The sequence below is a fragment of the Vibrio sp. Isolate30 genome, from assembly GCF_022397975.1.
In the GTDB taxonomy this organism is placed as follows: domain Bacteria; phylum Pseudomonadota; class Gammaproteobacteria; order Enterobacterales; family Vibrionaceae; genus Vibrio; species Vibrio fortis.
This window is the reverse complement of sequence record NZ_JAKEUS010000001.1, coordinates 309,930-336,218: the sequence shown is the minus strand read 5'-3', so window position 1 is coordinate 336,218 and position 26,289 is coordinate 309,930. Positions and strand designations below refer to the sequence as shown.

19 protein-coding genes are annotated in these 26,289 nt (G+C 46.2%); 11 read left to right on the top strand and 8 right to left on the bottom strand.

Annotated elements, in window-relative coordinates:
• The first annotated feature begins 36 nt into the window (after positions 1-36).
• Positions 37-744 carry a DUF445 domain-containing protein gene (locus L1D60_RS01530; protein ID WP_239839412.1) on the top strand — a complete coding sequence of 236 codons (708 nt, stop codon included), beginning with the start codon at positions 37-39 and terminating at the stop codon, positions 742-744.
• 84 nt (positions 745-828) lie between these two features.
• On the opposite strand, the gene L1D60_RS01525 is transcribed toward L1D60_RS01530, so the two are convergent.
• Positions 829-1,317 (bottom strand): Lrp/AsnC ligand binding domain-containing protein, encoded by a 489-nt coding sequence (locus tag L1D60_RS01525; RefSeq protein ID WP_239839411.1) that lies wholly within the window; start codon positions 1,315-1,317, stop codon positions 829-831.
• A 283-nt stretch (positions 1,318-1,600) separates the two neighbouring features.
• On the opposite strand from L1D60_RS01525, the gene L1D60_RS01520 reads away from it, so the two are divergent.
• Positions 1,601-1,771, top strand: coding sequence for a hypothetical protein (locus L1D60_RS01520; RefSeq protein ID WP_239839410.1), 171 nt, complete (start codon positions 1,601-1,603; stop codon positions 1,769-1,771).
• Between the two features lie 99 nt (positions 1,772-1,870).
• Here L1D60_RS01520 and L1D60_RS01515 read toward each other — a convergent pair whose 3' ends face one another.
• The 5 genes from L1D60_RS01515 to L1D60_RS01495 all read right to left on the bottom strand — a co-directional run bounded on the left by L1D60_RS01515 (position 1,871) and on the right by L1D60_RS01495 (position 9,088).
• Positions 1,871-2,113: a hypothetical protein gene (locus L1D60_RS01515; protein ID WP_239839409.1), complete on the bottom strand. Its 243-nt coding sequence runs from the start codon at positions 2,111-2,113 to the stop codon at positions 1,871-1,873.
• Positions 2,114-2,575: 462 nt separating this feature from the next.
• Complete coding sequence (gene putP / locus L1D60_RS01510) at positions 2,576-4,102, bottom strand: sodium/proline symporter PutP (RefSeq protein ID WP_239840427.1); 1,527 nt, start codon at positions 4,100-4,102, stop codon at positions 2,576-2,578.
• 110 nt (positions 4,103-4,212) lie between these two features.
• A complete protein-coding gene (locus tag L1D60_RS01505) occupies positions 4,213-4,917 on the bottom strand; it encodes a 1-pyrroline-5-carboxylate dehydrogenase (protein ID WP_239839408.1) in 705 nt (234 codons plus the stop codon).
• Between the two features lie 11 nt (positions 4,918-4,928).
• Positions 4,929-8,078: a bifunctional proline dehydrogenase/L-glutamate gamma-semialdehyde dehydrogenase PutA gene (putA, locus tag L1D60_RS01500; protein ID WP_239839407.1), complete on the bottom strand. Its 3,150-nt coding sequence runs from the start codon at positions 8,076-8,078 to the stop codon at positions 4,929-4,931.
• Between the two features lie 185 nt (positions 8,079-8,263).
• Complete coding sequence (locus L1D60_RS01495; RefSeq protein ID WP_239839406.1) at positions 8,264-9,088, bottom strand: AraC family transcriptional regulator; 825 nt, start codon at positions 9,086-9,088, stop codon at positions 8,264-8,266.
• Positions 9,089-9,557: 469 nt separating this feature from the next.
• Here L1D60_RS01495 and L1D60_RS01490 point away from each other — a divergent pair, with 469 nt between their 5' ends.
• The 3 genes from L1D60_RS01490 to L1D60_RS01480 all read left to right on the top strand — a co-directional run bounded on the left by L1D60_RS01490 (position 9,558) and on the right by L1D60_RS01480 (position 13,816).
• Positions 9,558-10,661, top strand: coding sequence for a PEGA domain-containing protein (locus L1D60_RS01490; protein WP_239839405.1), 1,104 nt, complete (start codon positions 9,558-9,560; stop codon positions 10,659-10,661).
• Between the two features lie 144 nt (positions 10,662-10,805).
• The gene (locus L1D60_RS01485) at positions 10,806-12,635 is read left to right on the top strand and encodes an SUMF1/EgtB/PvdO family nonheme iron enzyme (RefSeq protein WP_239839404.1); all 1,830 of its coding nucleotides are present in this window, start codon (positions 10,806-10,808) and stop codon (positions 12,633-12,635) included.
• Between the two features lie 443 nt (positions 12,636-13,078).
• Positions 13,079-13,816: a helix-turn-helix transcriptional regulator gene (locus L1D60_RS01480; RefSeq protein WP_345772860.1), complete on the top strand. Its 738-nt coding sequence runs from the start codon at positions 13,079-13,081 to the stop codon at positions 13,814-13,816.
• Between the two features lie 169 nt (positions 13,817-13,985).
• On the opposite strand, the gene pdxH is transcribed toward L1D60_RS01480, so the two are convergent.
• On the bottom strand, positions 13,986-14,621 hold the full coding sequence (pdxH, locus tag L1D60_RS01475) for a pyridoxamine 5'-phosphate oxidase (protein WP_032553753.1): 636 nt from the start codon (positions 14,619-14,621) through the stop codon (positions 13,986-13,988).
• Between the two features lie 167 nt (positions 14,622-14,788).
• On the opposite strand from pdxH, the gene L1D60_RS01470 reads away from it, so the two are divergent.
• From L1D60_RS01470 to L1D60_RS01445, 6 genes are all read left to right on the top strand, one after another.
• Positions 14,789-16,606, top strand: coding sequence for an ATP-binding protein (locus L1D60_RS01470; RefSeq protein ID WP_239839402.1), 1,818 nt, complete (start codon positions 14,789-14,791; stop codon positions 16,604-16,606).
• Between the two features lie 48 nt (positions 16,607-16,654).
• Entirely contained in the window at positions 16,655-17,944 is a 1,290-nt protein-coding gene (locus L1D60_RS01465) for a response regulator (protein ID WP_239840426.1), read from the top strand.
• A 111-nt stretch (positions 17,945-18,055) separates the two neighbouring features.
• Complete coding sequence (locus L1D60_RS01460) at positions 18,056-19,447, top strand: HlyD family type I secretion periplasmic adaptor subunit (RefSeq protein WP_239839401.1); 1,392 nt, start codon at positions 18,056-18,058, stop codon at positions 19,445-19,447.
• A gap of 62 nt (positions 19,448-19,509) precedes the next feature.
• Positions 19,510-20,181 carry a transglutaminase-like cysteine peptidase gene (locus tag L1D60_RS01455; protein WP_239839400.1) on the top strand — a complete coding sequence of 224 codons (672 nt, stop codon included), beginning with the start codon at positions 19,510-19,512 and terminating at the stop codon, positions 20,179-20,181.
• 5 nt (positions 20,182-20,186) lie between these two features.
• A complete protein-coding gene (locus L1D60_RS01450) occupies positions 20,187-22,097 on the top strand; it encodes an EAL domain-containing protein (protein WP_239839399.1) in 1,911 nt (636 codons plus the stop codon).
• A gap of 15 nt (positions 22,098-22,112) precedes the next feature.
• On the top strand, positions 22,113-24,227 hold the full coding sequence (locus L1D60_RS01445; protein ID WP_239839398.1) for a type I secretion system permease/ATPase: 2,115 nt from the start codon (positions 22,113-22,115) through the stop codon (positions 24,225-24,227).
• A gap of 89 nt (positions 24,228-24,316) precedes the next feature.
• On the opposite strand, the gene L1D60_RS01440 is transcribed toward L1D60_RS01445, so the two are convergent.
• Positions 24,317-25,993, bottom strand: a complete 1,677-nt coding sequence (locus tag L1D60_RS01440; RefSeq protein WP_239839397.1) for a FapA family protein — start codon at positions 25,991-25,993, stop codon at positions 24,317-24,319.
• Between the last annotated feature and the right edge of the window lie 296 nt (positions 25,994-26,289).

Below are 26,289 nucleotides of genomic sequence, written 5' to 3'. Positions count from 1 at the left end.
TTAAAATGCGCGCAAGACTTAATCTAGAGATCAACTATGAACAAGAGTGTTATCACTAATGCGGTAGCTTTGGCTTTGCTAGCAGCGGGCTACTTTACGGCTAGCCAATACTTACTTTACGCAGGCTTATTCGCATTTTCTGGCGCGATTACCAACTGGCTTGCTATTCACATGCTGTTTGAGAAAGTGCCGGGATTGTATGGTTCTGGTGTGATTCCAGCGCGCTTTGAGCAATTTAAGGCTGCAATCAAGCAGTTGATGATGGAACAGTTCTTTACTGAAAGTAACATCGACCGCTTCTTGAGTAGTGAAATGGCGGGTGGGCAATCGCTGAACCTAGAGCCAGTGATCAAGAAGATTGACCTTAACCCTGCATTCGATTCCTTGGTGGAAGTGATCGCCAATTCTCAATTTGGCGGAATGTTGGCAATGCTCGGCGGCACAGAAGCGCTTCAGCCATTGAAAGAACCATTTGTAGAAAAGATGCAGACTTCAATCATTGAGATCGGACAGAGCGACTCGGTGAAAAATGCCCTGAAAGAGCAGTTTGAATCTCCAGCAATGATGGATGAAATCAAAGAAAACATTGAAGCCATTATCGATCAGCGCCTAAGCGAACTAACACCAAAACTCGTGAAAGAGATGGTGCAGAAGATGATTAAAGAGCACCTAGGCTGGCTTGTCGTTTGGGGTGGTGTTTTCGGTGGTGTGATTGGCGTTATCTCAGCGGCAATTACTCTATAAACCGTTAATCTTCTCTTTTAGAACGTAAAATGGAAGCCGTGTGGCTTCCATTTTTTATTTCCGTGACAATAACTTAAATTCGGTCTAGCCCAAGGTGGCAAGCAATTCTGGATTTACGCCAAACCCCTTTTTATGCTCTTCGATAACCACTTCACTCCTGGTCTGAATGACGCCCGGTAGCGTTCCAAGCTTGGTAGACATAAACGACTGGTACGCCTTCATGTCTTTTACACGCACTTTGATCATTGTGTCGAAGTCACCAGAAAGCGAATAACACTCTTCAATTTCAGGCATCATTTCGACGGCCTGTGCAAACTTATCAAAAATCGAAAAGCTGGTTTGATCCAGACGGATATGAATAAACACCTGAACATCAAGGCCTAGCTTCTCTGAGCACAGTTCTGCGTGATAGCCTGTGATATAACCCTCTTTCTCCAAACGCTTCAAACGATCTGAACATGGTGAGGTTGTCAGGTTTACCTGCTTGGCCAGTTCAACCACAGGCAGTCGGCCCTTCATATGTAAGATTCGAAGTATCTCTTTATCGATACGATCCAATTGGTGTTGAGGCATAACATCTCTATAAACAGTCTCAATATAAGGTGAGTATATTCCATGCTTAACCAAAACCAGCAGAGCACGGCTCACAGAATTTAAAACCGATCGACAACGCTATATTTACATGAAAGATATAAACACAAATACACATACCGACAGCTTATAAATTCAATTTCACGCTGTTAATATAATGTTATAAAATTGACCTTTTTAACAAATAAGTTGAGCTATAGAGAAAAGTATCTATTGAGGGGTGTGTGAATAATAGATTGCACAAAGAGAAAGGATGACTCTATATATGAAAACACAAGAAATCGCATACAAACCTTACGGCATTGGCTTATGGACTCGAGCAACCGTATCTAAAGATGTCGCACAAGCACTTGCAAACGAATATTCAAGCTACGGCTGGGAAGTTAAATTAGATGGCTTTCCCGTTGAACCAGAAGGTTTCAAGCAAGCCGCTTAAGCACATCAAACCTCCTTCGTGGAGGTTTTTTAATGGCTATTCCCGTAGCCGTATCGTCTTTAAAATCAGGTAACTCTCTCAGAGACGAGCGTTCAAAAGTTAAGCAAGCCCAACTTGCGCAGCAACATTTTCGTTCTCTTTCTGAGGAAGATCTTCAGCTCGGCAATTACATGTTCTGCAAAAGTGTTGAACTTCCATATCATAGTACTGAGTGCCACTAAACAGTTTTGAGGTAAGCAACAACATACGGCCTGATAAGGTTTCCGGCGCGATCTCACAACGCTTCATGATCGACTTGTGGTGAGTGGTTTTCTTACACGTTTTGCAATATAGATCTGGCATACCTTTATCCTATCCGGCTTGTCCTCATTACTGACAATTGACACATCATGTCCAATTCAGTTCAAACATTCACCGTATGATTTATAAAAATGAGGGCTAAGTTCAAAAAAACACCGTATCGGTAAACTGTTTTTTGAACCAAGGCGAGCTTAGTATTCATTCAGCCCTATGAAAGACTCGGTCACAAAGCGCCGATAATTTACAATGTAAACTTGTTTAGAAAGTCATCGAAAAGACAATTCTAATTTGTCGTTCTGTTAGTTTGAGACCTACATCGAACATTCATCTTCTGAGCTGCTAAGAAAAAATGATGAGCCGAAAGATATAAACCATCCCTCCGTTCATACGAACCTTCACAAGCCATATCTTAGAGAACAGCATGACTTTTCAATGGATAGGTACAGACATAAAAAAAGAGCCACCGAAGTGACTCTTTGTTTCAATAGATTGGCGTGTAAAGAATTAGTCTAGTTCAACTAATTGCTTTTCAAATTTCTCGTGTTGCTTCTTAACAGACTCTTCTGGCTCACCAGTAATTAGGCTTACAACCACGATAGAGATCGTAGAGAAGATGATGCCCGGTACGATTTCGTACACGTCGAACCAACCGCCCGTGAACTGTTTCCAAAGTACGATAGTCACACCACCCACAACGATACCCGCTAGAGCGCCGTTACGGTTCATACGAGACCAGTACAGGCTCATCACGATAGCTGGACCAAATGCAGCACCAAAACCAGCCCAAGCGTAAGACACAAGGCCAAGTACAGAGCTGTCTGGCGTCATCGCTAGGAATAGCGCGATAAGAGAGATGATGATTACCGCAAAGCGACCTACACGAACGATCTCTTCAGATGTCGCATCTTTCTTCAGAACTTGCTTGTAAAGGTCTTCTGCCATTGCTGATGAAGATACAAGAAGTTGTGAATCCGCAGTACTCATGATTGCCGCTAGGATAGCTGCCAATAGGATACCAGCGATTACTGGGTGGAACATTGCGTTAACAAGAAGCATAAAGATCTTCTCGCCATCATCCAGTTTAGGTGCACCAGAGTTGGTCACGTAGATAAGACCAACCAAACCAACTAACATCGCACCCGCCATAGACAGTGCAGTCCATACCACTGCGATACGACGTGCTGTGCCTAGGTCTTTGTTAGTACGTGTTGCTTTGAAACGCGCTAGGATGTGTGGCTGACCAAAGTAACCTAGACCCCATGCCGCTAGAGAGATGATTGCGATAGCTGATAGAGGCTCACCCTTTGCATCATTCCACAGCGTTAGTAGCTCTGGGTTAATGTTGTGCAGATCACTAGACAGTTGACCAAGGCCACCGTTCATCGCTGCGATTGGCACGATAAGTAGTGCTGCAGACATCAGTAGACCCTGTACAAGGTCAGTCCAAGATACCGCTAGGAAGCCACCAAATAGCGTGTACGACACAACACATACAGTGCCGATGATAACCGCTGTGGTGTAATCTAAGCCAAATACTGTTTCAAACAACTTACCGCCCGCTACTAAGCCTGAGCTCGTGTAGAAAAGGAAGAAGAGAAGAATGAAGAAAGCAGAAATTGTTTGGATCAGCTTAGACGTATCATTGAAACGACGAGATAGGAACTCAGGTAGCGTCAATGCATCTGTTGTAATGCTGTAAGTACGAAGACGCTTAGCACTGATTAGCCAGTTAGCCCAAGTACCCACTAGTAGGCCACCAGCCAACCAGAACGCTTCAAAACCTGCTGCGTATGCGTAGCCCGGCAAGCCTAGTAGTAGCCAGCCACTCATATCAGACGCACCAGCAGAAAGTGCTGCAGGCCAAGGGCCTAGAGCACGACCACCAAGAAAGTAGTCTGTTGAGTTAGATGTACGTTTGTAAGCAATAACCCCGATTGCCAGCATCATAATTAGATACGCAATGAACGTCGATGTTATTGCAAAACTGTTTTCTATCATTTGATAGTCCTCATTTAGAAAAAATCCTTCCATGCCTAGCCAATAAAACTTAGCCAACATAATGTTGGCCAAGTTTTGTCAGATAGGGTTCCTGATGTCTTGGCGCAACCGAAGTTGCCTCCAGTAATCAGTGGTGTTGAAGGTTAGTGGGCTTCACTTCCAAGCTCGAGCAAGGTCGCGTTACCACCCACGGCTGTTATATTTATGGTTCGTGTACGCTCGGTAATAAAGCGCAACGATAGGTGTGGATCGTGAGCAACATGCATTGCTGTCAGATCCGTTTCAGACACTAAACCGACGATAGCGCCGTCTCGCTTAGCAAGTTGTAAATTAATCGCTTGTTCAGTTTGTGGATTACCCACATACGCCACGCTGCGAACGTCACAAGCTAGTAGCTGTTGAGACGCATCGAACGATGTCGTTTGAACAAGGTTTGATGGCAGATTCGCTTGTTTTGCTGCATCCGCGATCAGGGTGTTGAACTGAGTATCATCACTACACACAATCACGCTGTTACCTGCGATAAGTGCTGCAGTCAGCATTGCTGTCGCTGTTTGCAGCTTTGGCAGTGAATATTGAGTCTCATCAACGATAACCAAAGCCACACCACGGCCAGCCGCGTATAGCTCATTAGTCTCACCAGTAGGCCCTACGAGTAGGTGCTCTTTTTCTAATAGAGAAGAGGCCTGCTCGATGTGATAGCCAGCCACCGACGCCAATGGCGCTGATTGACTCTCGATCTCAGATTTTAATGCCAGAATTTGAGCACTCTTGTGATCAAAATCGGTTAGGTTCCACTGTTCCCACGCTTGAAATGCATCGGAAAAACCTGTCACTTGATGAACCATGATATCGCTCCTTATGCTTGCGCTTGAGAAAAGTGAACATCGGTGAAGCGGTATAGGTAGTGTGGTCCACCCGCTTTCGGTCCTGTTCCTGATAAACCTTGACCACCGAATGGCTGCACACCAACCACCGCACCAACTTGGTCACGGTTGATGTAGCAGTTACCCACACGCACGTGTTTTTCAATCCAACGGTAAGTGGTTTCGTTACGGCTATGAATACCCATAGTCAGCCCGAAGCCTGTTTGGTTTATCTGCTCAACCACTTGTGCCAACTCGCTCGCTTTGTAGCGAACAATGTGTAGCACTGGGCCAAACTGCTCTTCAGTTAGGCAGCTAATATCGTTGATCTCGAAAGCGCTTGGTGGAACAAAGTCACCATGTTCACACGCATCGCTTAGCGTTAACTGAGCAACACGCTTCTGTGTGTTAGTCATGTTCTCAAGGTGAGTCATGAGCTTCTGTTTCGCATTGCTATCGATAACAGGGCCAACATCAGTTTTGTGCAGATGCGGGATACCCACACTCAGCTCGTTCATTGCACCTTGAATAAGAGCAACAACGCGATCGGCAATGTCCTCTTGGATGTAAAGCACACGCAGTGCAGAACAACGCTGACCTGCAGACGCGAACGCTGAACGAATAACGTCACGTACGACCTGCTCTGGAAGTGCAGTACTATCGACGATCATTGCATTCTGACCGCCAGTTTCCGCGATAAATGGTACTGGCTTAGCTGTGCGGCTTGCCAATGACACATTGATACGTTGAGCCGTTGGCGTAGAGCCAGTAAATGCCACACCTGCAATCGCATCATGGCTGGTCAGTGCGCTACCGATTTCTGCACCGCGACCTGGTAGAAGCTGAATTGTGCCTGCAGGGAAACCTGCTTGCTGCATCAACTCGACCGCGCGAGCAGCGATTAAGCTGGTTTGTTCTGCTGGTTTCGCTACCACAGTGTTACCTGCAACCAATGCCGCTGTGATTTGGCCAAGGAAGATCGCCAATGGGAAGTTCCAAGGGCTGATACATACAAACACACCACGACCTTGACGAGACGCCAAACGAACTTGGCCATCAAAGCCTTTCAGTTCGAATTCTTGTAGGTTGTCTGCTTGTTTTGCGTAGTAACGACAAAAGTCTACTGCTTCACGCACTTCATCGATGCTATCGTGAATCGTCTTACCCGCTTCTTGATGACAAATTGCCACCAGCTCAGCTAGATTCTCTTCCATCAGATCAGCCAGCTTCTCAAGAGCCGCCGCTTTAACCTCAACAGAAGTCGCATTCCAATCTGCGAACGCCGCATCGGCACCACTGATCGCTTCGGAAACATGATCAAGGTTTGCAAAAGCCACCTGACCCACATTAATACGACGATCGTAAGGCGCTGTTACTTGTTCAACATTCTGATCTGCCTTGATCATGCTTTCGGCAAGAGCTTCACCGTTGATGATCGGGCCAGCAGTCCACTGTTTATCCAAGAAGCTTTTAACTTGCTCTTCAAAACTGTGCGCTTCACTTTCGATATCAATGTTCACACCGTAAGAGTTTTTACGCTCAGGGAATACCGATGGTGGCAGTGGGATCTTAGTGTTGTTCAACGTATCGAACGCCAAAAGCATGTCTACTGGATGTTGAGTTAGCTCTGCCACAGGGCAACGAGCATCAACTAAGCGGTGTACAAACGAGCTATTCGCACCGTTCTCAAGTAGACGACGTACTAGGTAAGGAAGTAGATCCTTATGGCTACCGACTGGCGCGTAGATACGCACTGACTGTTGGTAAGCTTCCATCGCGTGGTTGTACAGGGAATCACCCATACCGTGCAGGCGTTGGAATTCAAAGTCTTTGTGGTCTGCCATTACTGCAATAGCAGAAACGGTGTGCGCGTTGTGGCTCGCGAACTGCGGGAAAATATTGCCACGAACACTTGGGCTTAGCAGGTAACGCGCACATGCTAAGTAAGCAACATCGGTCGCTTCTTTGCGTGTGTAAACTGGGTAGTTATCAAAGCCCGCTTGTTGCGACCATTTGATCTCGCTATCCCAGTACGCACCTTTTACCAAACGCAGTGGGATCAGATCGCCCTGCTCTTTTGCTAAACGGTTTAACCAAACCAATACCGGTAGTGCACGCTTAGAGTATGCTTGAATAACCAGACCAAACTTACCCCAACCTTTCACAAGCTCGCTGCGGTAAAGCTTCTCAAACAGTTTCAGAGACAGCTCTAAACGGTCCGCTTCTTCTGCATCAATGGTAATCGCAACATCAAGCTCAATCGCGCGGCGCAGTAGCTGCTCTAGCGTGTCGCACAGCTCAGTCAATACACGTTCTTCATTCGCCACTTCGTAACGAGGGTGAAGTGCAGAAAGCTTGATAGAGACAGATGGCGCTGGGCTAGATTTTGATGAAACATTCGATTTTGGAGAAACATAGTTGTCTCGACCTACAGCTTCAATCGCCATTAGGTAATCTTTAAAGTACTTGTTTGCGTCAGCTGTCGTTAATGCAGCTTCACCTAGCATGTCGTATGAATAGGTAAAGCCTTTGTCACGCATTGGTTTGCCGTTCTTTTGTGCCTCAGCAATGCTGCGACCCAAAACAAACTGATGACCCATTACTTTCATCGCTTGGTGCATCGCTTTACGAATCACAGGCTCTGAAAGTTTGTTCACTAGACGGTTTACCGCCTGAGCTGGGCTCTGCTCATTCGATGAAAGACCCACAACCTTGCCTGTTAGCATCAGACCCCAAGTGGATGCATTCACAAACACAGAGTCAGAGTTCTTCAGGTGAGATTTCCAGTCAGCAACGCTGAGCTTGTCACGAATCAATGCATCAGCAGTGGCAGCATCAGGGATACGCATTAGTGCTTCTGCAAGACACATCAACAAAATACCTTCTTGCGTATCTAAGCTGTATTCAAGCAGCAGCGCATCGATCATTTGAATCGATGTTTTGTCTGCACGAATCGTTTCGATAAGCGAGGTTGTCTTGTCCGTGATTTGTTGCTTTTCAGACTCAGAAGGCGTAGCTAGCGGCAGAAGTTGCTCTAGCCATTGGGTTTCATCCACCATATATAATGGTGAGATAAGCGACCACAGCTCACCAAGCGATTGCTCGTTGAACTCTGGTTTTAACACATCAGTAGCTGTAAACATGCGTTTTCCTTAATCTCACACCCGAACAAAAAACGTCCGAGATTTCTACAATGGCTGCAGTGTATTGAGAGTATATAAGGAATACTTGTCAAAAACTCCGAGTTTTTTGCTAAAAACTCGCTTTATTAACAAAACAAAAACATCATCACATATGAAACTTCAAACGAATGTGCCGTTTTGTTTCACTATTTAACACTTATTTGCTTTTTGTATTGAGATGGTGACATCCCCTGAAGGCGGGAAAAAGTGTGGGTAAAGGAGGATTGACCAGAGAAACCAGCCAACTCAGCAACCTGACCGAGGCTAAGGTTTCCTTGTTCAATTAAGCGGCGAGCGCGGTCAATTCGCTTACCTAGCACATATTGATGTGGCGTAATGCCCATCTGCTCTTTAAACAGCATATGGAACTGGCTCTCACCTAAAAACACGCTACCCGCCAATTGCGCCACTGAGATCTTATTTGCTAAATGCTGCTCGATATAGCGATCAAGCGCTTCAAGATCAAAGCGTGACTCTTTAACGGACGTTTCAAATTCGGAGATATGACGCTGCAACAGTGCGATCACAGTGTCATTGCAGGCGCGGCTGAGCAACAGATCATCTGGGTTCGCTTGCATCTCTTGCACAAGCATCTGAATCAGCTTTTGGATCTGCCCATCCAATTGAAAGTAAACATTGGACGATGCGAGCTGATTGATTTTCTCTAACATCAAAGGGTCATCATTACTTGGCAGAGGCATATTCAACACCAAGATGTCCGACTGTCCAACCACACCACCGAAAGCATGATCAGAGCAAGCCGTTACCACACAACCTTGACCCGGCCCGACTAAATTGCCCTTACCACTGACTTCAAACTCGGCTTGCCCTTTTAGCCCAATCACCACTTGCGAATACTGATGCTCGTGACAGTCCATATGAGATGGCAGAGTCACGATCTCAGCAGGGCGAGGGCCTGATAAGCCTAGCGGTGAAAGATCGAGATTGGGCATGATGGGTAATTTTGGCATGTCGAAACAGTTTTGATAGTTACAGATCGGGAATAATACTCTGATTTTAGCCTAAGATGAATTTGTAAATGATCATGAGAGTCATTTAGCACACGCAATAACCAAATGATCATTACTGCGATCACGGTGATCATGCCTCCGGAAAGATGATCAAGAGTGTATAAACTACGGGGAGTGTAAAACCAACTTTTAGTACCCAGAGTAAAATGAGCCGCCACTCCTGCTCTGCTTGACTCATAATTGAGAATCTCATCGATAGAGCATTACGGAAAATTTTCGTATATAGCTCAAATAAATCACCTTCAATTTATAAAAATTAGTAATAAGTCTACCTATTTGAGTAGATTGCAAGGGAATAAAACGGTATAAAGTCGGGTACTGTGTTAATTGCTAATAAACTAGTGACTTACAACTAGGAAGTAGACACTTTATCACCGAGCCAATTTCAATCTATAAGTTGCAGGGACCTATGACTAACTTTCGAATTTCAGCGCTTTTGCTTGCGCTATCCCCTCTTTGGGTATCTGCATCGGTATCAGCTGAAGAACTGAATCAAGTCGATCCCGTTTCAGCTATCGATGCAAAACTCACCGACAAGAACTCAGATATTGAGCGTATTTCAGCGACACAAGTATCGGCTACTGAGACACTAAAAGAGCTACAAAACAAGAACAGCAAATTGGTGCGTGAGGGTGAAGAACTCAAGGCAAAACGTAATAGAGCCAAGTCTGCACTCGATAAACAATACAGCCGTCTACTCGAAGATCCAGAAACCGATCTCATCTCTTTTCAGAAAAGCTACCAAGATGCTTGGGCAGCCGTTAAAGAAAATCAATCGGCTCAGCTAGACAACCAACAAGCGATCAACGAGAGCGAAATTCACCTTTCTCAAATCAAGCAAAAGCAAGCACGTCTGAACAATGAGTTGGCCAATCTAAAAGAGCTAAAAGTTGAAGCACGTGTAAAACGTATTGCAACAGAACTACGCGAAAGTGCAGTTCTAGAAACCAGCTACACCACCACTTGTGCGTCGACAATGACACTGGGTGAGTGTACGGCTCAAGGTAAATACCTAACCAACCAAAAAGCGGTTCAAACGTTCAAGAGCCAGTTGCTTGAGCAGCTCACAGAAAGCACATTAGCGAAACAAAACTTACAGGGTGTTCAACTGAATATCCATGTTCAAGACAGCCAACCGATCAAGAGTGGCTTCTCTGGTAACAACTCGTACTTCATGCAAATGCAAGCTCAGTTGCAAGCAAAACCAGAAGCCATTGCCGCATGTAACCTGTTGAACGTATCAACACGCTACTGTTTAACGGGCAGTGACGCGGCAGCGACTGACAAGAACAATAAGCAATGGGCCAACGTGACCGTGCGTTCTGACCAATACAATGACTCTGTGACCATCAACGGCATCAAGTATGGCAGTACACCTCTTCAGGTTGCGCTACCAAGCGGTCGCCACCAAGTCACTGTATCAAAACAAGGTTACGAATCTTACAACCGCACAGTAACCGTCAACGGCAGCGATACTATCTGGGTTAAGCTTCTTCCAAACAAGGAAAGCTAAAACCTGTCTATCGGCTTAGTGCTATTACAGAACTAAGCCGATATAAAACTCTCCATTGTGTTGATAGTGATACAACTCAACTGCAGCCAATATGGCTTTCGCTTACACATTTGATTCACCCATTTACGAATGAAGTAGCCCACCATGCGCCAAGGTTTACCCACTCTATTGTTTGCACTTGCTCCTAGTTTAATGACTCCAGCTGTTGTCGCTGAAGAGACACCACCCGTAGTCACCGCCTCTGTCATCAACATTGAAAGCTCACTTTTCGACAAACATGCCGATTTGGCGGCTGTCGAGAAGAAGATTGCGGAAAAACAGAACCAAGTTGACATTCAAGCACAGCAAATCGCCCGTCTTACTCAGTTATTTGAACAATCTGAGCAAAAGCTTACCGTGGCGAAGGCAAGCCTAGAGCAAGACTACACTCGCATGATTGATGAGCCCGATTTCGATATATCGTCCGCTCAAAACCAGTTCCAAGATGCTTGGAAATTGGTAAAAGAGGGAAAACTTGCTGTTTCTGACTCAGAGCAAAAGCAACAAGCGTTGATGATGGAGCTAGAGGCTTTCCAAACAGAAAAGAGTGCAATTGAAGCGTTAATCGCAGATCTGAACAAGGATAAACTGCGAGCGAGAGCAGACCGACTCAGAGGTGAAATCACCAAAGCTGAGGAGAAAACAGTTAGTTTTACCAACCGCTGCAGCGATGATATGACACTAGCGCAGTGCTCGGATCAAACGGTGACATTGGCGCTTCAAAAAGCTGTCGAGCAGTTCCAGAACAGTGTGATCGACAACGCTACAGAATCAAAAAAAGCGAAAGAGCATTTGGCATCGACATCGCTCAACATTCACGTTCTACAACACAAAGTAACAAGCTCAGGGTTTGGTGCCGAAAACCGTTACCAAGCAAACATCACCGCAAGCCTAGAAACTCGTCCTGACAAGAACACACCTTGTCGCCTGCTTGGCATTCAATCATCTCACTGCTTTACAGAAACCGACCAGAAAGCCGACGACCAACAAAAAGAGGTCGCTTGGGTTAACTTGGTGGTTCGTTCAAACCAGTACAATGACAAGGTAACTATCAATGGTGTTAACTACGGTAGCACTCCAGTTGAAGTAATGTTACCAACAGGCCAGCACATGGTGACGATTGAAAAAGAGGGTTATCTCTCTTTCCATCAAGAGCTGAAAATCACGCGCGATCACAACCTAAGAGCCGTACTACAAGCTAAGCAAAATAAGCTCAACGTCGGCAGCAAGTTTGCTGACCCTATGGGTGATGATAACCAAAGCCCAGAAATGATTGTTGTTGGCGCGGGTCGCTACCTGTTAGGTGAGAATAATGCCAAACAAGTGACGATCAAAAAGCCATTTGCTCTCGCGGCAACACCAACCCAAGTTCAAGACTTTAAAGCCTTCATCGATAGTACTGGCTACCAAACAGACGCAGAGTTAATGAACACTTGCGACACCTTCGCCAATACCGAGATCACCGCCGTGTCTAATAGTTACTGGCGAAACCCTGGCTTTAAGCAAGCTGACAGCTCACCTGTGGTCTGTGTCAGTCAAAACGATGCCAAGGCTTACACGCGTTGGTTATCTAAAAAAACAGGCTTTACCTATCGTCTACCTACTCCACAGGAGTGGGAAGCGGCAGCACGTGCAGGCCAAGACACCAACTTCTGGTGGGGTAACGAATTTCACTCAGGCAAAGCCAATACAGGCTGGGCAGGAACGCCTTGGTCAAACGTGAGCACCTCGCCAGTGAAATCATTCTTACCGACTCCAACTGGGTTCTACGACATGGTAGGTAATGTTTGGGAGTGGACAACCAACCAGAAAGGCATCGCGAAAGGTGGTGCGTGGAGCTTCTCTCCAGAAGAGGCGAAGGTCTTCACTGAACTGTACGTTCCGCCAACAACCGCGGCCAATCACCTAGGCTTTAGGGTATTACGAGAGCTATAAGTCTTCGATGACTCGCTCAGTGACACAAAACCGGACTCTAAACTCTCATTTGTCGCATTGAGTCTGGTTTATAGGGGAATTCCCCCCTTATGCATTTGCACTCCTAGGAGTAAATTTGTCGACAGAGTAGTAAGTCACTCTGGGTATCTCACTGATACCTCAGGTTAATTTGCATGACCCTCGTGGATTAATCTGAAATCTTCTACACGTCGACAAGGCAGAACTTGTCTTTAGCCAGCCCGTCTTCAGGCTGGCTTTTTTTTGCCTTAAATATGCTCTTGCGACTCAATTCTTAATATCATTTCACCCGTCCCCCAACCTAAGATCCCTTCCCAGCCTTGATCATCGTTCCCTTGATCATCGTTTCGAACGGATCCCACTAATTTTCGATACAGCGTTATAAGAAACTGATATCATTAACTTAGTTCCGAAGCTGAGATAATATTTTGTCGAAAACACTTAACTCAATACAACGCTCTCTGTTTGAACAATTACCGGGCTGCTGGGGATGCAAAGATACTGATTCTGTCTTTGTTTACGCTAACCAGGCCTATAATCGACTGATCGGTTTAACCGACAGCCAAAACTGCGCAGGTTTGACAGACTTCGATATGCCAAGCCAAACAACGGAATGTGCGCAGGACTTCAGAGCGCAAGATAAATACGTGATGGAAACACGTAAGACTTTAAAAATTCTAGATATTCATCCTTACCCTGATGGCCGTTGGCACGCCCATATTTTTACCAAAACACCTTGGCTCGACGACTACGGTGAAGTACAGGGAACCATCTTCTATGGTCAAGAACTGACCGACACTGCCATTTTGGAGGTGGGTCACTGGGTTTGCCAAGCGACCAGTGCCAAGAAATGCGATGGTTCGATTGCGGGCTCAGAGCCAAGGCAATCAAAGCTCAATAAAAAACTCACTTCACGTGAGTCCGAAGTACTATTTTTACTGCTATTTGGAAAGAAGCCTCAGTACATTGCACAGATCCTGACGATTTCGATCAAAACGGTTGAGGGACACGTGGCACGCCTCAAGCAAAAATTTGATGCTAACAGTAAGAGCCAATTGATTGAGTTTGCATTGGACTCAGGTCTTGGGTCCGTGATTCCCGAAAGCTTGCTCAATAGGCAGATTTCTGTGGTACTGCACAGTGAAGTGACGGTGACGAATTAGTCATGATGTTCAACATGCACCCAATATGACTCACAACGCTTGATGAATATTGGTTGTTCTCTTTCTACTGTCTCCTCTCAAAAGCCATAAAAAACACCGCGCTAACCTTTAAGGTTACAGCGCGGTGTTTATGTATTTAGTTTTAATAAACTCTGTTCGATGAGCTTAACTATGGCGCAAGTCGGTCGATGTCCCAGCGGTTATCTTGGCGAGAGAACAGGAAACGATCGTGCAGACGGTGCTCACCGCCTTGCCAGAACTCAATGCTGTCAACTCGAACACGGAAGCCACCCCAGAAACTTGGCACTGGAATTTCACCCTTAGCAAATTTCTGTTTCAGCTCCAGGTATTTACCTTCCAAGATGCCACGCGCCGAAATACGGCTGCTCTGCTTACTTGCGATTGCCGCCAGTTGACTCTCTTTTGGACGAGAAGAGAAGTACTTCATGTTCTCGACAGCACTCAGCTTCTCTGCGGTACCAGTAATGTGTACTTGGCGCTCAAGTGGGTGCCAAGGGAAGTGTAGGCTGATCTTACTGTTGTGCTCTAACTGCTGCGCTTTACGGCTGCCTAAGTTAGTGTAGAAAACGAAACCTTGTTGATCGACATTCTTAAGCAACACAATACGCTGAAAAGGTTGGCCGTCCTTATCGACCGTAGCAACCGTCATCGCAGTTGGGTCGGTAAGTTTGGCTTCGATAGCCTGCTCAAGCCAAAGGTTAAATTGGTCAATTGGATCAGCCGCTAAATCTTTGCGTCTTAATCCACCCTGAGCATATTCACGGCGAATATCTTTCAGTTCCATTTCGTTGCTCCTTTTCATTTTTTTGTGATTCTGCGCTTTCGCTTGGGGAAATTCAAGCCCATGCTCCCTGATTGTGTTGGCTATTGGGTTCGGTGTTACCAAGATCTCGGTACTTTGGTAGCCATGTTGCTAATCTATATACACTTTCAACCAGCTCTGAGTTCACCTTGGCCAACAAAATATCCCGTTTTTTCACCCCTTTTGTTATCGCTTCACTGTCACTCGGCGCTGCGGGCTTTGCTGCCACACATTTGTTGGCCGAGCAGTATCAGCAGCGACTGGTTCGAGAACAACTGCAAGAGGCAGCGAACAAAGCCAATCTTCAGCTCGACTCTGAGATCGCCAAGTTCAAACAAGTGCCTGCGATTTTGAGTCACGACCCTCGCATACTCGGGTATTTTTCAGAGCAAACTTCCGCACAGCAACTCAACCTATTGCTAGAAGACTGGGCGAGCCAAAGCTTGGCCGACACTATTTATATCCACGATGATAGCGGCACCGTTGTCGCATCGAGTAACTATCAAGACCCGAAGACCTTTGTTGGTGAAAACTTTGCGTTTCGCCCCTACTTCACGCAAGCGATCAACGGTCTCAGCTCTCAATACGTAGGGCTTGGTGCGAGATCGAACGTTCGCGGCTACTTTCTCTCTTCTCCCTTATACGTGAAACAAGAGATTGTTGGCGTGTTGACGGTAAAAGTCAGTCTAGAAAACATTGAAGAGATACTAACCAGCGATGGCTTCGACATTGTGGTGCTCGACAACAACCAGGTCGTATTTCTCTCAAGCCAGCCACAATGGCTCTACCACTCGCTGCAACCGTTGACTCCCACTCAGCAACAACAGATTGCCGAACAGCGTCAATATGGGCTAGATAAAATCACCTTGATTGACGACTTTCTCAATCTACCGCAAGCCAATACCGCATTACCGTCTCAAAAAATGAGTCAAATGGGCGCATTCAACATCTACCCCGCAGCAACCAGTAGCCAGCAATATCAAGTTGTTGCTCTAAAAGGCCGCGACACTGAGATGAAAAAAGTCATGCAAATCGACGTGATATTCTTGGTGATATACAGCCTCGTATTGTTGATCGCTTGGTCATGGCGTCAAACCTACAAGGCTAAAGTTGCGCTCACCACGCTCAACCATAAGCTCGAAGAGACGGTCAACAAGCGTACCCTCTACCTTCAGCAATCAAATCAGCAGCTACAGCAGACCATACATCAATACCAAGAGTCTCAAAGCAAACTCAAACAGACCGAGCAAGAGCTGACACAAACCGCCAAGCTCGCCGTATTGGGTGAACTCTCCGCGAGTATCAACCACGAGATAAATCAGCCGCTAGCCGCCTTAAGAACTTACAGCGAAAACAGTCTCAAGCTCCTTGAAATAGGACACAATGATATGGTGAAAGGCAATTTGGAAAAAATGCTCGCGCTCAATTTATCCATCACCGACATCATCGCGCGTTTAAAAGTCTTTACCCGTAAAGTGACCAAACAAGAGAACCACACCGCCAACCTTCATCAAGCGGTCAACAATGCCACTGGGATCTTGAGTGCACTACTGATCAAACACGGGATTACACTGAGAATGACCTCGATCAGTGACGATATCCAGATCGCGATCCACCCAACCGAGTTAGAGCAAGTGTTAGTGAATTTGATTCACAACGCCGCCCAAGCTCTGCATCAGCAACCTAGCCCTCAGATAGGCCTTGAGTGGAGGCTCGAATCTCAAGTTTGCGTTCTTGATATTTGGGACAATGGTGTCGGCTTACCCGAGTCAAAGTTATCGCAACTGTTTGACCCCTTCTTCACCACTAAACCAGAGGGGCTAGGGCTTGGTCTATCGATTTCAAAGCGGATTATTGAAGCGTATCACGGCACCATCACAGCAACGCGGCGCGAGCCTTGTGGCATGGTATTCTCACTAAGAATTCCCTTGCACAACGCATGCAATAACACCTCAAGCACTGATTAAGAGTGCTGATGATAATGACTGATAACAAGGAATGTCGCTTTGACAACCATGCCTGCACTCTATTTTATTGACGACGAACCTGCGATTCGAGATTCCGTAGAACAAGCAATGCTCATTGAAGGCATTGAGGTTCGCTGCTTCCCCAACGCTGTAGAGGCGTTAAAACAAATCCCGTTGACCCAGGTGGGAGTCGTCATCACCGATATACATATGCCAGTGATGGATGGCATTCAATTTACTGAGCAGCTTTTAAAGCACAATCCAAATTTTCAAGTGATTGTTCTAACAGGACATGGTGATGTCCAAACCGCCGTTACCGCAATGAAAGTGGGCGCATGTGACTTTCTTGAAAAGCCGTTTGTTGTTGATGCTCTGATGGCTGCGATTCACAAGGCTGCAGATAAATTGGCTCTGGTTGAAGAGAACAACCTCCTGCGTAAAGAGTTAGCGATGCAGACCCATGTCGGTCCTAAGCTGATTGGTCAGTCGCCTTCTATGGTCGCGCTGAGACGTGATTTAATCACACTCGATATAACCAAAGACCCGATGATCATTTTCAAAGGGGACATTGGAACGGGCAAGCGCATTACAGCGCAGTACACCCACGATTTGCACAGCCAACAAAGAGGAGAACTCTACCCTATCGCAGCGTTCAACCTGCCTAAATCGGATCAAGAGACCTTTTGCGAGTTTCTCAAGCAACTCTGTGTAAAGCATCGTGGAGGAACTCTCTATATCCATGAAACAGAAGTATTAATGTCTCAGCAATGGGAGTGGTTCAAGCAAGTAAAATCAACGCTGCTTCATGAAAACGAGTGCAATTCAAATGCAACTGGTATCATTATCGCATCTACGGTTGTACCCGCTACAATTAAGGGGGAGTTTCGTCAATTTGAGCTGTTGCCACTCGCCAAAAGACCCGAAGACATCGGTTCGCTGTTTAAGCATTTTGCGCGAGGTGCAGCGAGTCGATATCAGTTGCCGCCACCGATCATCACCAAACAAGACATAGAGAGGCTGATCGCCAAGCCGTGGCCTGAGAACTTGCGTCAATTGCGCCAAGAGGCCGAGCTTAGAGTTCTCACACAAGCAAAGCAGCCAGAAGATTCGGAACAAGGTCAGAATGGTGAAGACGAAGAGACGTCCGACACACAAATCAAGCAGCTCTCATTAAGTGAACGAACGGACAACTTTGAACAGATCATTTTGATAGAAGCGTTGCACCGTCACCAAGGCATGCTCAAAGAGGTTCAACAAGAACTGCAAGTCTCTCGTAAAACACTTTATGACAAGCTGCGTAAGCACCAATTGGATAAAACAGATTTCAAAAATCGATAGTTGATTAAATATTTATAAATACAACGCTTTATGGGAACAAGATCTTAACATTTCTTAGAAGTAAGAATACACTCAATAGGCTTGCACTAAATTTCGCAGACAAGGATTGTTATGAGCCAACAAAGTTACAACAAGCTGAACGATACCGAACTTGAGTATGTCGATGATAAAACAGCGGCACTGTTACTCAACACGCCAACCAGCGCGCGGATAATGTTGTGGGTTATCGTTCTATTCTTTGTTGCTGCGATCGGATGGGCAGCTTGGGCAGAGATTGACAAAGTAACTGTCGGCCAAGGTAAAGTCATTCCCTCCTCTCAAATTCAAGTTGTCCAAAACCTCGAAGGTGGCTTAGTTAAAGAGATCTTAGTAAAAGAGGGTCAACAGGTACAAAAAGGTCAACAACTGCTCCTAATCGATGATACGCGTTTTCGTTCTGACTTCCGTGAACGCGAACAGCAGGTGGCTAACCTTACGGCAAGCGTATTGATGCTTTCTGCCTCTCTCACCAGTGTGGTGATTGATGAAAACTTCTCTGTCGATAACTGGAAACAGAGTGTCACCCTCAACTACGGAAAATTGGCCTTCCCACCACAGTTTATTGAACGTCAACCGGACTTGATTCAACGTCAAAAAGCAGAATACCGCCAAGACCTTAACAATCTACGTAACCAACTGTCTGTGTTTGAACAACAAGTCGCGCAGAAGCAACAAGATTTAGTCGAGGTTAGAGCCCGTGTCGACAACCTACGTCAAAGCTACAACTTTGCTCGCAAAGAGTTAGATATCACCAAGCCGCTCGCTGACGAGGGTGTGGTGCCACGTATTGAGCTGCTTAAACTGCAGCGCCAAGTGAACGATACGCGTCGTGAGCTAACCTCTAGCGAACTAAAAATACCTGTACTGCGCTCGGCCATCAAAGAGTCCATGCTCAGCCGCGTCGACGCAGCACTGAAATTCCGCTCTGAACAGCAAGAGAAGCTAAACCAAGCGCAAGATAAGCTCTCTGCTCTTACCGAATCCGCTGTTGGCTTGGAAGACCGAGTCAATCGAACGGTAGTTATCTCCCCTGTCACAGGTACCGTCAAAACCTTAGGTATCAATACCGTTGGCGGTGTTATCCAACCAGGTATGGATATTGTCGAAATTGTTCCAACTGAAGATTCACTGCTTGTGGAGGCTAAGATCGCCCCACAAGACATCGCCTTTTTACGTCCAGAGTTACCCGCCATTGTTAAGTTCAGCGCTTATGACTTCACTAAGTACGGAGGCCTAGAAGGCGTGCTGGAACACATCAGTGCCGACACCACTCAAGATGAAGAGGGTAATAGCTTTTACATCGTGCGTGTGCGCACCGAAAAGTACAGCTTTGGACACAATGAAGAGCTGCCGATTATTCCGGGTATGACGGCGTCAGTTGACATTATTACTGGCAAAAGAACCGTTCTAGATTACATGTTGAAGCCGATACTTAGCGCTCAAAACAATGCATTGAAAGAGTAAGGGGGTGTGATGTTTACCCCTTTTAACGCAGATGACTGCCACAGTAACAAGGCAGTTTACTAATGAAGCTTCGTTCCGCGATTGCGTTACTCGCTCTGATATCGTCTTGTGCTTCATTTGCTTTGAACACAACTGAGCAACGCTGGGTAAGTGCGGTCTCTGAAACCTATGGGCAACGAGCCGCTAAACGAGTCGAGACTTGGCGCTCGAACATCGCGCTGTTTAGCACACAAAGTGAGACTGAAAAACTGGAATCGGTCAATCGATTCTTCAACCAGCTCTACTTTGTCGACGATATTGTTTTGTGGGGCAAGAAAGATTACTGGGCCACACCGCTCGAGTTTCTGGGCAGTAATGCAGGTGATTGTGAAGACTTCACCATCGCCAAATACTTCTCGCTACTGGAGCTTGGTGTCCCTGACAAAAAACTGAGACTGGTCTACGTAAAAGCGTTGGAGCTCAACCAGTTCCACATGGTGCTGGCCTACTACTCCACACCCAGTGCAGAACCAGTCATTTTGGATAACCTAAATCCAGAAATTAAGCGAGCGTCAACACGCCGAGACTTACTACCGGTATACAGCTTTAACGGTAAAAACCTATGGCTAATGAAGTCTTCAGCAGGAAACGGACAGCTTGCAGGTAAATCATCCAGATTGAGCTTGTGGAACGATCTTCGTTCGCGCGAGCGCTCTCTAAAATTAAACAAACCCATTATCAATTACGATGAGTAGGTACAATGACTTTATATAAACAGCTTGTAGTCGGGATGGTAGCGGTCTTTATATTGCTGATGACATCAGTATTTATGATCGAATTTAATACCACTCGAGGCCACCTAGAGGCACAACAACGCTCTGAGGTAAGCAACACCATCAATACCGTTGGTTTAGCGCTAGCTCCTTACCTTGAGGACAAAGACCCGATCGCGGTTGAGTCAGTCATCAATGCATTGTTTGATGGCAGCTCCTACTCCGTCGTGAGACTTATCTTCCTTGATAGTGGCGACGATATTCTACGTTCGTATCCGGTAAAACCGAGCGCTGTACCAAGCTGGTTTACTTCACTCGATCTGTTTGAACCAATTCATGACCGTCGTGTTATCACCAGTGGTTGGATGCAGTTAGCCGAAGTGGAAATTGTTAGCCATCCTGGCCCGGCATACGCACAGCTTTGGCAATCCTTTACTCGCTTAGCCACCGTCTTTGCTCTCATCTTTGTAATTGGCTTATTGGCGATTTCATGGATCGTAAAACGCTCCTTGAAACCACTGGACTTGATCATCGCTAAAATGAACCAGATCGCGAAAAACCAGTTTGGTGAACCCCTCGCGCGACCAAAAACCAAAGATCTGATCCTGGTTGTCGATGGCATTAACCATATGTCTACTCAGGTTGAACAGGCTTTCAAAAACCAAGCGCAAGAAGCACAACGTCTACGTGAGCGCGCTTATATCGATCCTGTATCGCAACTCGGTAACCGCGCTTACTACATGTCTCAGCTTAATCAATGGTTGGCCGAATCCAGTGTCGGTGGCTTAGCGGTTCTTCAGGCTCAATTTATTGCCGACGAATACGATGATAAGGGCTACCAAGAAGGCGACGCGTTAGTCCACGACTTAGCAGAGCACCTACAAGCCTCTATCTCATCACCAGATCTCACCATGGCGCGTATTTCAAAAGATGAGTTCGGCTTTATCTTGCCAAATATTGATGAAAGCGAACTTAAACTCATTGCTGACAGCATCGTTAACTGTGTTCAAGGATTGGGCTCAGATCCAACGGGAACCGCTCGCGCGAATATCTCACTCGGTGTAACTCACAGTAGCCAAAGCAAGACCAGCACAGAGATCATGTCGCTGGTGGATAATGCACTCTCAGTAGCAAAAGCAAACCGTGAGATGACCTACGGCTACATAACTGCTGATGATCACGGCGCAGTGATGGGCAAACAACAGTGGCGTACACTGGTTGAAGAAGCGATCATCAACGATCTCTTCACCTTCCGTCTGCAAGCTGCCAATAACAGCTTTGGTAAAACCTTCCACCAAGAGGTGTTCTCAGCAATTGAAAAGGATGGAGTTCGCTACAGCGCTGCTCAATACCTGTTTGCGCTTGAGCAACTCGGTGCCAGCCATGAGCTCGATCAGTACGTAATCGAGAAGATGATTGAGAAGCTACATGCCAAAGAGATCACCACGCCTGTGGCTATCAACATCTCAGCAAGCAGCATCTCTGAGCCAAGCTTCATCCGTTGGGTTGGTGAGACGCTTAGCAAGAATGCGTCTATCAGCCACATGCTGCATTTTGAGATCCCTGAGAACTGTTTTGTTAATGAACCGCACTACACGGCACTGCTGTGCACTGCAATACGCAATACAAACGCAGTATTCGGTGTGGATAATTACGGTCGTAACTTCCAGTCTCTGGAATACATTAATGAGTTCCGTCCAGGTTACGTTAAGTTGGATTACCTCTACACCCACAACTTGGACGATGAAAAACAGAAATTCACCCTAACGTCGATCTCCAGAACGGCCCACAACTTGGGTATCACTACCATCGCCTCACGTATCGAGACTCAAACACAGCTTGATACATTGTCAGATAACTACGTTGAAGTATTCCAAGGCTTCATCGTTGATAAGTAGTAAGGTGGGTATTTAATGCAAGATCCATTACTGAATTCGCTGATATACGTCAGCCGATACTACGGTCTAGCAAACTCTCCAGAGGCGCTCATTAATGGGCTGCCTCTTGCAGATGGCAAACTTACTCCTTTCTTGTTTCCTCGCTCTGCTGAGCGTGCGGGGCTAGTTGCTAAGGAGAACCGCGCAAACCTTGAGAGTATTCCAGAGCTGATTCTGCCAGCGGTACTGCTTCTCAAGCAGGGTGAAGCGTGCGTTCTCAACCGAATTGATTTTCAGAAACAAGAAGCGGAAATCATCACCGCTGAAAGTGGCATGGTGCCGATTCTCATTCCTTTGGAAGAGTTGAAAGCACAATTCATTGGCCGCTACTTCTTAGTTAAAAAGCAGTTTCGTTACGATGAGCGCTCGCCTGAGATTCTAAAAACACGTCACGGCCACTGGTTCTGGGGCACGATCTGGGAGTCCAAAAAGATCTATCGTGATGTATTAATCGCCTCAATTCTGATAAACCTATTTGCGATTGCCGCGCCGATGTTTACGCGCTTGGTGTACGACAAGGTGGTTCCCAACCTCGCCTTTGAGACGCTTTGGGTACTGGCGAGTGGTATCTTTGTGGTGTTCACGTTCGACCTCCTACTTAAGTTAATGCGCAGCTACTTCATCGACATTGCAGGTAAAAAGTCCGACATCCTGATCTCATCCAAGCTATTTAGCAAAGTTTTGGGGATTCGTATGGAAGCTAAACCCGCTTCCGTCGGTGCTTTCGCAAAGAACTTGCAGGAATTCGAATCGATTCGTGAGTTCTTCACTTCCGCTACGATTGGCTCATTGATTGATCTCCCTTTCGCAATTCTGTTCCTAACGCTGATTTGGCTAATGGCCGGCGATCTGGTTTACGTACCAATTGTTGGTGTAGTGATTTTGGTCATCTACGCCATCATCATTCAGGGGCCGCTGCGCCGTACCATTGAAGAAGGCTCTCGCCTCGCTTCCCAAAAGTACGCGAACCTTATCGAAAGCTTAGCGGGTTTAGAAACGGTTAAACTCTTCAGCGCGCAAAGCCAATTCCAGTTCCGTTGGGAAGAAGCCGTTGCACACATGGCAAACTGGAATATTAAGAGCCGAAGAATTACAGACAGCATTCAAAACACCGCTGGTTTTGTTCAGCAAAGTACCAACGTGGGTATGATCATCTTTGGTGTTTACTTGATTGCCGAAGGCGATCTCACTATGGGTGGTTTGATTGCAGCAACGATGTTGAGCGGACGAGCGATTGGTCCATTAGTTCAACTGTCTATCTTATCGACTCGCTACAACCAAGCTAAGTCTTCAATGACGTTGATTGAGCAAGTCATGGCTATGCCTGATGAACAAGAAGAAGGTAAGCGTTATATCCATCGTCCTATCATTCAGGGTCATATCGCTCTAGATAAAGTGACCTTCCACTACCCTGACTCACCTATCGCTTCGGTGCGTGATCTCAGCCTGACCATTACCCCAGGAGAGAAGGTCGCAATCATCGGTCGTATTGGTTCAGGGAAGACAACGCTAGAACGTCTCATTATGGGCCTGTATAAGCCGACAGAAGGCCATGTACGCATTGATGATACCGATATGGAGCAACTACACCACGTCGACGTACGTCGCAATATAGGCTGCGTGCCGCAAGACAGTAACCTGTTCTATGGCTCAGTTCGTGACAATATTACACTGGGTCGTCCATTGGTAGACGACCGTGATGTCATGGATGCTGCCAACCGAGCAGGTGTGACAAACTTTACTCAGCAAGACCCTGCGGGCTTAGAGCGTCAAGTGGGTGAAGGCGGCGGATTACTTTCAGGTGGTCAACGTCAAGCCGTAGCTATCGCTCGTGCTTTCTTAGGTCGTCCTCCAGTACTGTTAATGGATGAACCAACCAGTGCTATGGATAACCGCTCAGAGATGCACATCAAGCACCAGCTTAATCAGCTGTTGCCAAGTGAAACACTTATCCTAATCACGCATAAAACGTCGATGTTAGATGTAGTAGACCGCGTGATTGTAATGGAGAAAGGCTGCATCATCGCTGACGGACCGAAAGCCAAAGTACTGTCGGATCTGAAGCAAGGTAAAGTAAGAGCAGTCAGCTAAATAGACTCTCTTAATAGAACGCAAAAAGGAGCCATTGGCTCCTTTTTTTATTCTTGTTTTGCTCTAGTAAGAAGAAGTGAGTGCTATTGCTATAGCTGCTCCCCAATGTCTTCTTTCTCCATTTTGAAGGAACATTGAATCTCGTATTGATTAAACGAGAATACGCTGCCGCCGTGAGTGCGCTTAGTGGTAACTGTCTCATCTCCATACTGAATGGTTACGCGGGTATAAACCTTTTCATGCGCTTCTACCGTGCACTCTTCAAGTAAGGTATCAAACTCAGCTTCCAAGTTATCTATTTGTTGTTTGGTTGACTCAATGGCTTGATTGTTTTGCTCTTTCATCGACTCTATGCGCTGAGCTTCTTCGTCAGTACGCTCCGCCTTGGGTCTCTTTTTGAACTCCAATTCTTGTCGAATTACATCCATTGTTTTCTCTTGTGCGGTCTTATACACGTCCCTCAGTTCCGTCATTTTCTGCTTATAGCCATCATAACGGGCAAAGCAGTGAACCTTGGTTGCTGTATCGCCCTCAACGCCGAGGAACACACATTCGACCTTACCTCCAACTTTGGCTTCACCGCCGCTCAAGGTACCATGCTTTTTCATACCATCGACGACAATCAAATCATGACCACAACGTATCTCGTTACTCATGCTATGAACGGACAGTCGAATATCAGTACCCGCTTGCAGCTCCGAATACTGAGCATAGCTCGCTTCAATTGAACCCTTAGTCAGCACTTTACAACTTTTGCACTCACCCTCTTTGACGGTATGGCCGATAATACCTTTCGCAACTTTGATGTCCCCTTGAGCCTGCACCTCGGCAGATTCAATAAAGCCACCGACAGTCACGCTGCCTGTTGCCTTAACCACCATGCCAGGATCGATATTGCCAGAGACAAACACATTGCCTTTAAACTTCACGTGACCCGTTGCCACACTCACGCTGTTTAGACACAAGGCCTCATCAACCTCAATGGTGCGTTCTTTAATGAGTGGTAATCCAGAGCAGTTGGCGACAAGAAGATTTGGATCGTCAGATGAGATAGTCGTTCCTTTTCCAGGTTTTAGCAGACTATCTTTTCCCGGAAGTGGAGGTAGGAGTTTTCCTTGAACAGTGAAACCAGCGGTGCCTTTTGTCGCTGGCGTTCGCCTCATCACGGGGTCGTTTTCACCGACGGTGATGGTTTCACCCAGATCGCGCATATCAATTTTGCCAGAGTCTTTACTGCGCGGTTTGAGAACTTGGTGGGTAATGTCAGGCACGAGAGCTTCAAACTTTGCATCTTTGCCTTTTACTGGCTGTTTGCCTTGCGCCACCGCTTGGGTAAACTTCTCTCCCGCCTTAAGTTTGTTGCTCATCACCAGCACCTTTTTCAGTGCGAGTTTATTGATGCCTTTGGTTACGTGAGCCTGAGCAAGCGCGTGTACAATCTCTGCGCCTCTTAGCCCTCGCCCTGCATAAGCGCCGGTGACAGTAATACTGGCAAGCATCTCATCATCAGACAACTCTACAACCATACTGGCATTACGCATTTGCGCTACAGCGACGCCTTCGTATGCTTCTCCTTTGCCCTCTTTTGCTAAGTTAACAAAGCGAATAACTTCATCTTCTAAAGGATAGAATTGCTGGGCTTCCAATTTCGCCAGTGATGCCGGTAATTCTTTCTGGTCAAAAGTGCTGTCCACGACAAAGCCTGATTGCAACCGCGCAATCACTTCTTTTCCATCCTCAGACAATGTAACTATGTTGTCCCACATACGACTGCCACTTCCTTAGCAAAAAAGTATGATTTAAGTTTATAGAAGATACTGTTTTGTGAACATATTCCTTTCTCAATAACAAGGGATAAGTCACTTTACTGAACATATTCTCAATATTGAGCTACTACACTTCAATTAGCAACTTATTGACTTAACGCATTAAATCGATCTAACCACCGTCAGTTATGGCTGATAATGTGGACACTGTCAGGTAGGTCTATGAGAGAGAATCAGGGGAGTGAATTTATTGCCGCTAGTACAAATCAGCAATAATTCAAGTTGGCAAAGGAAGG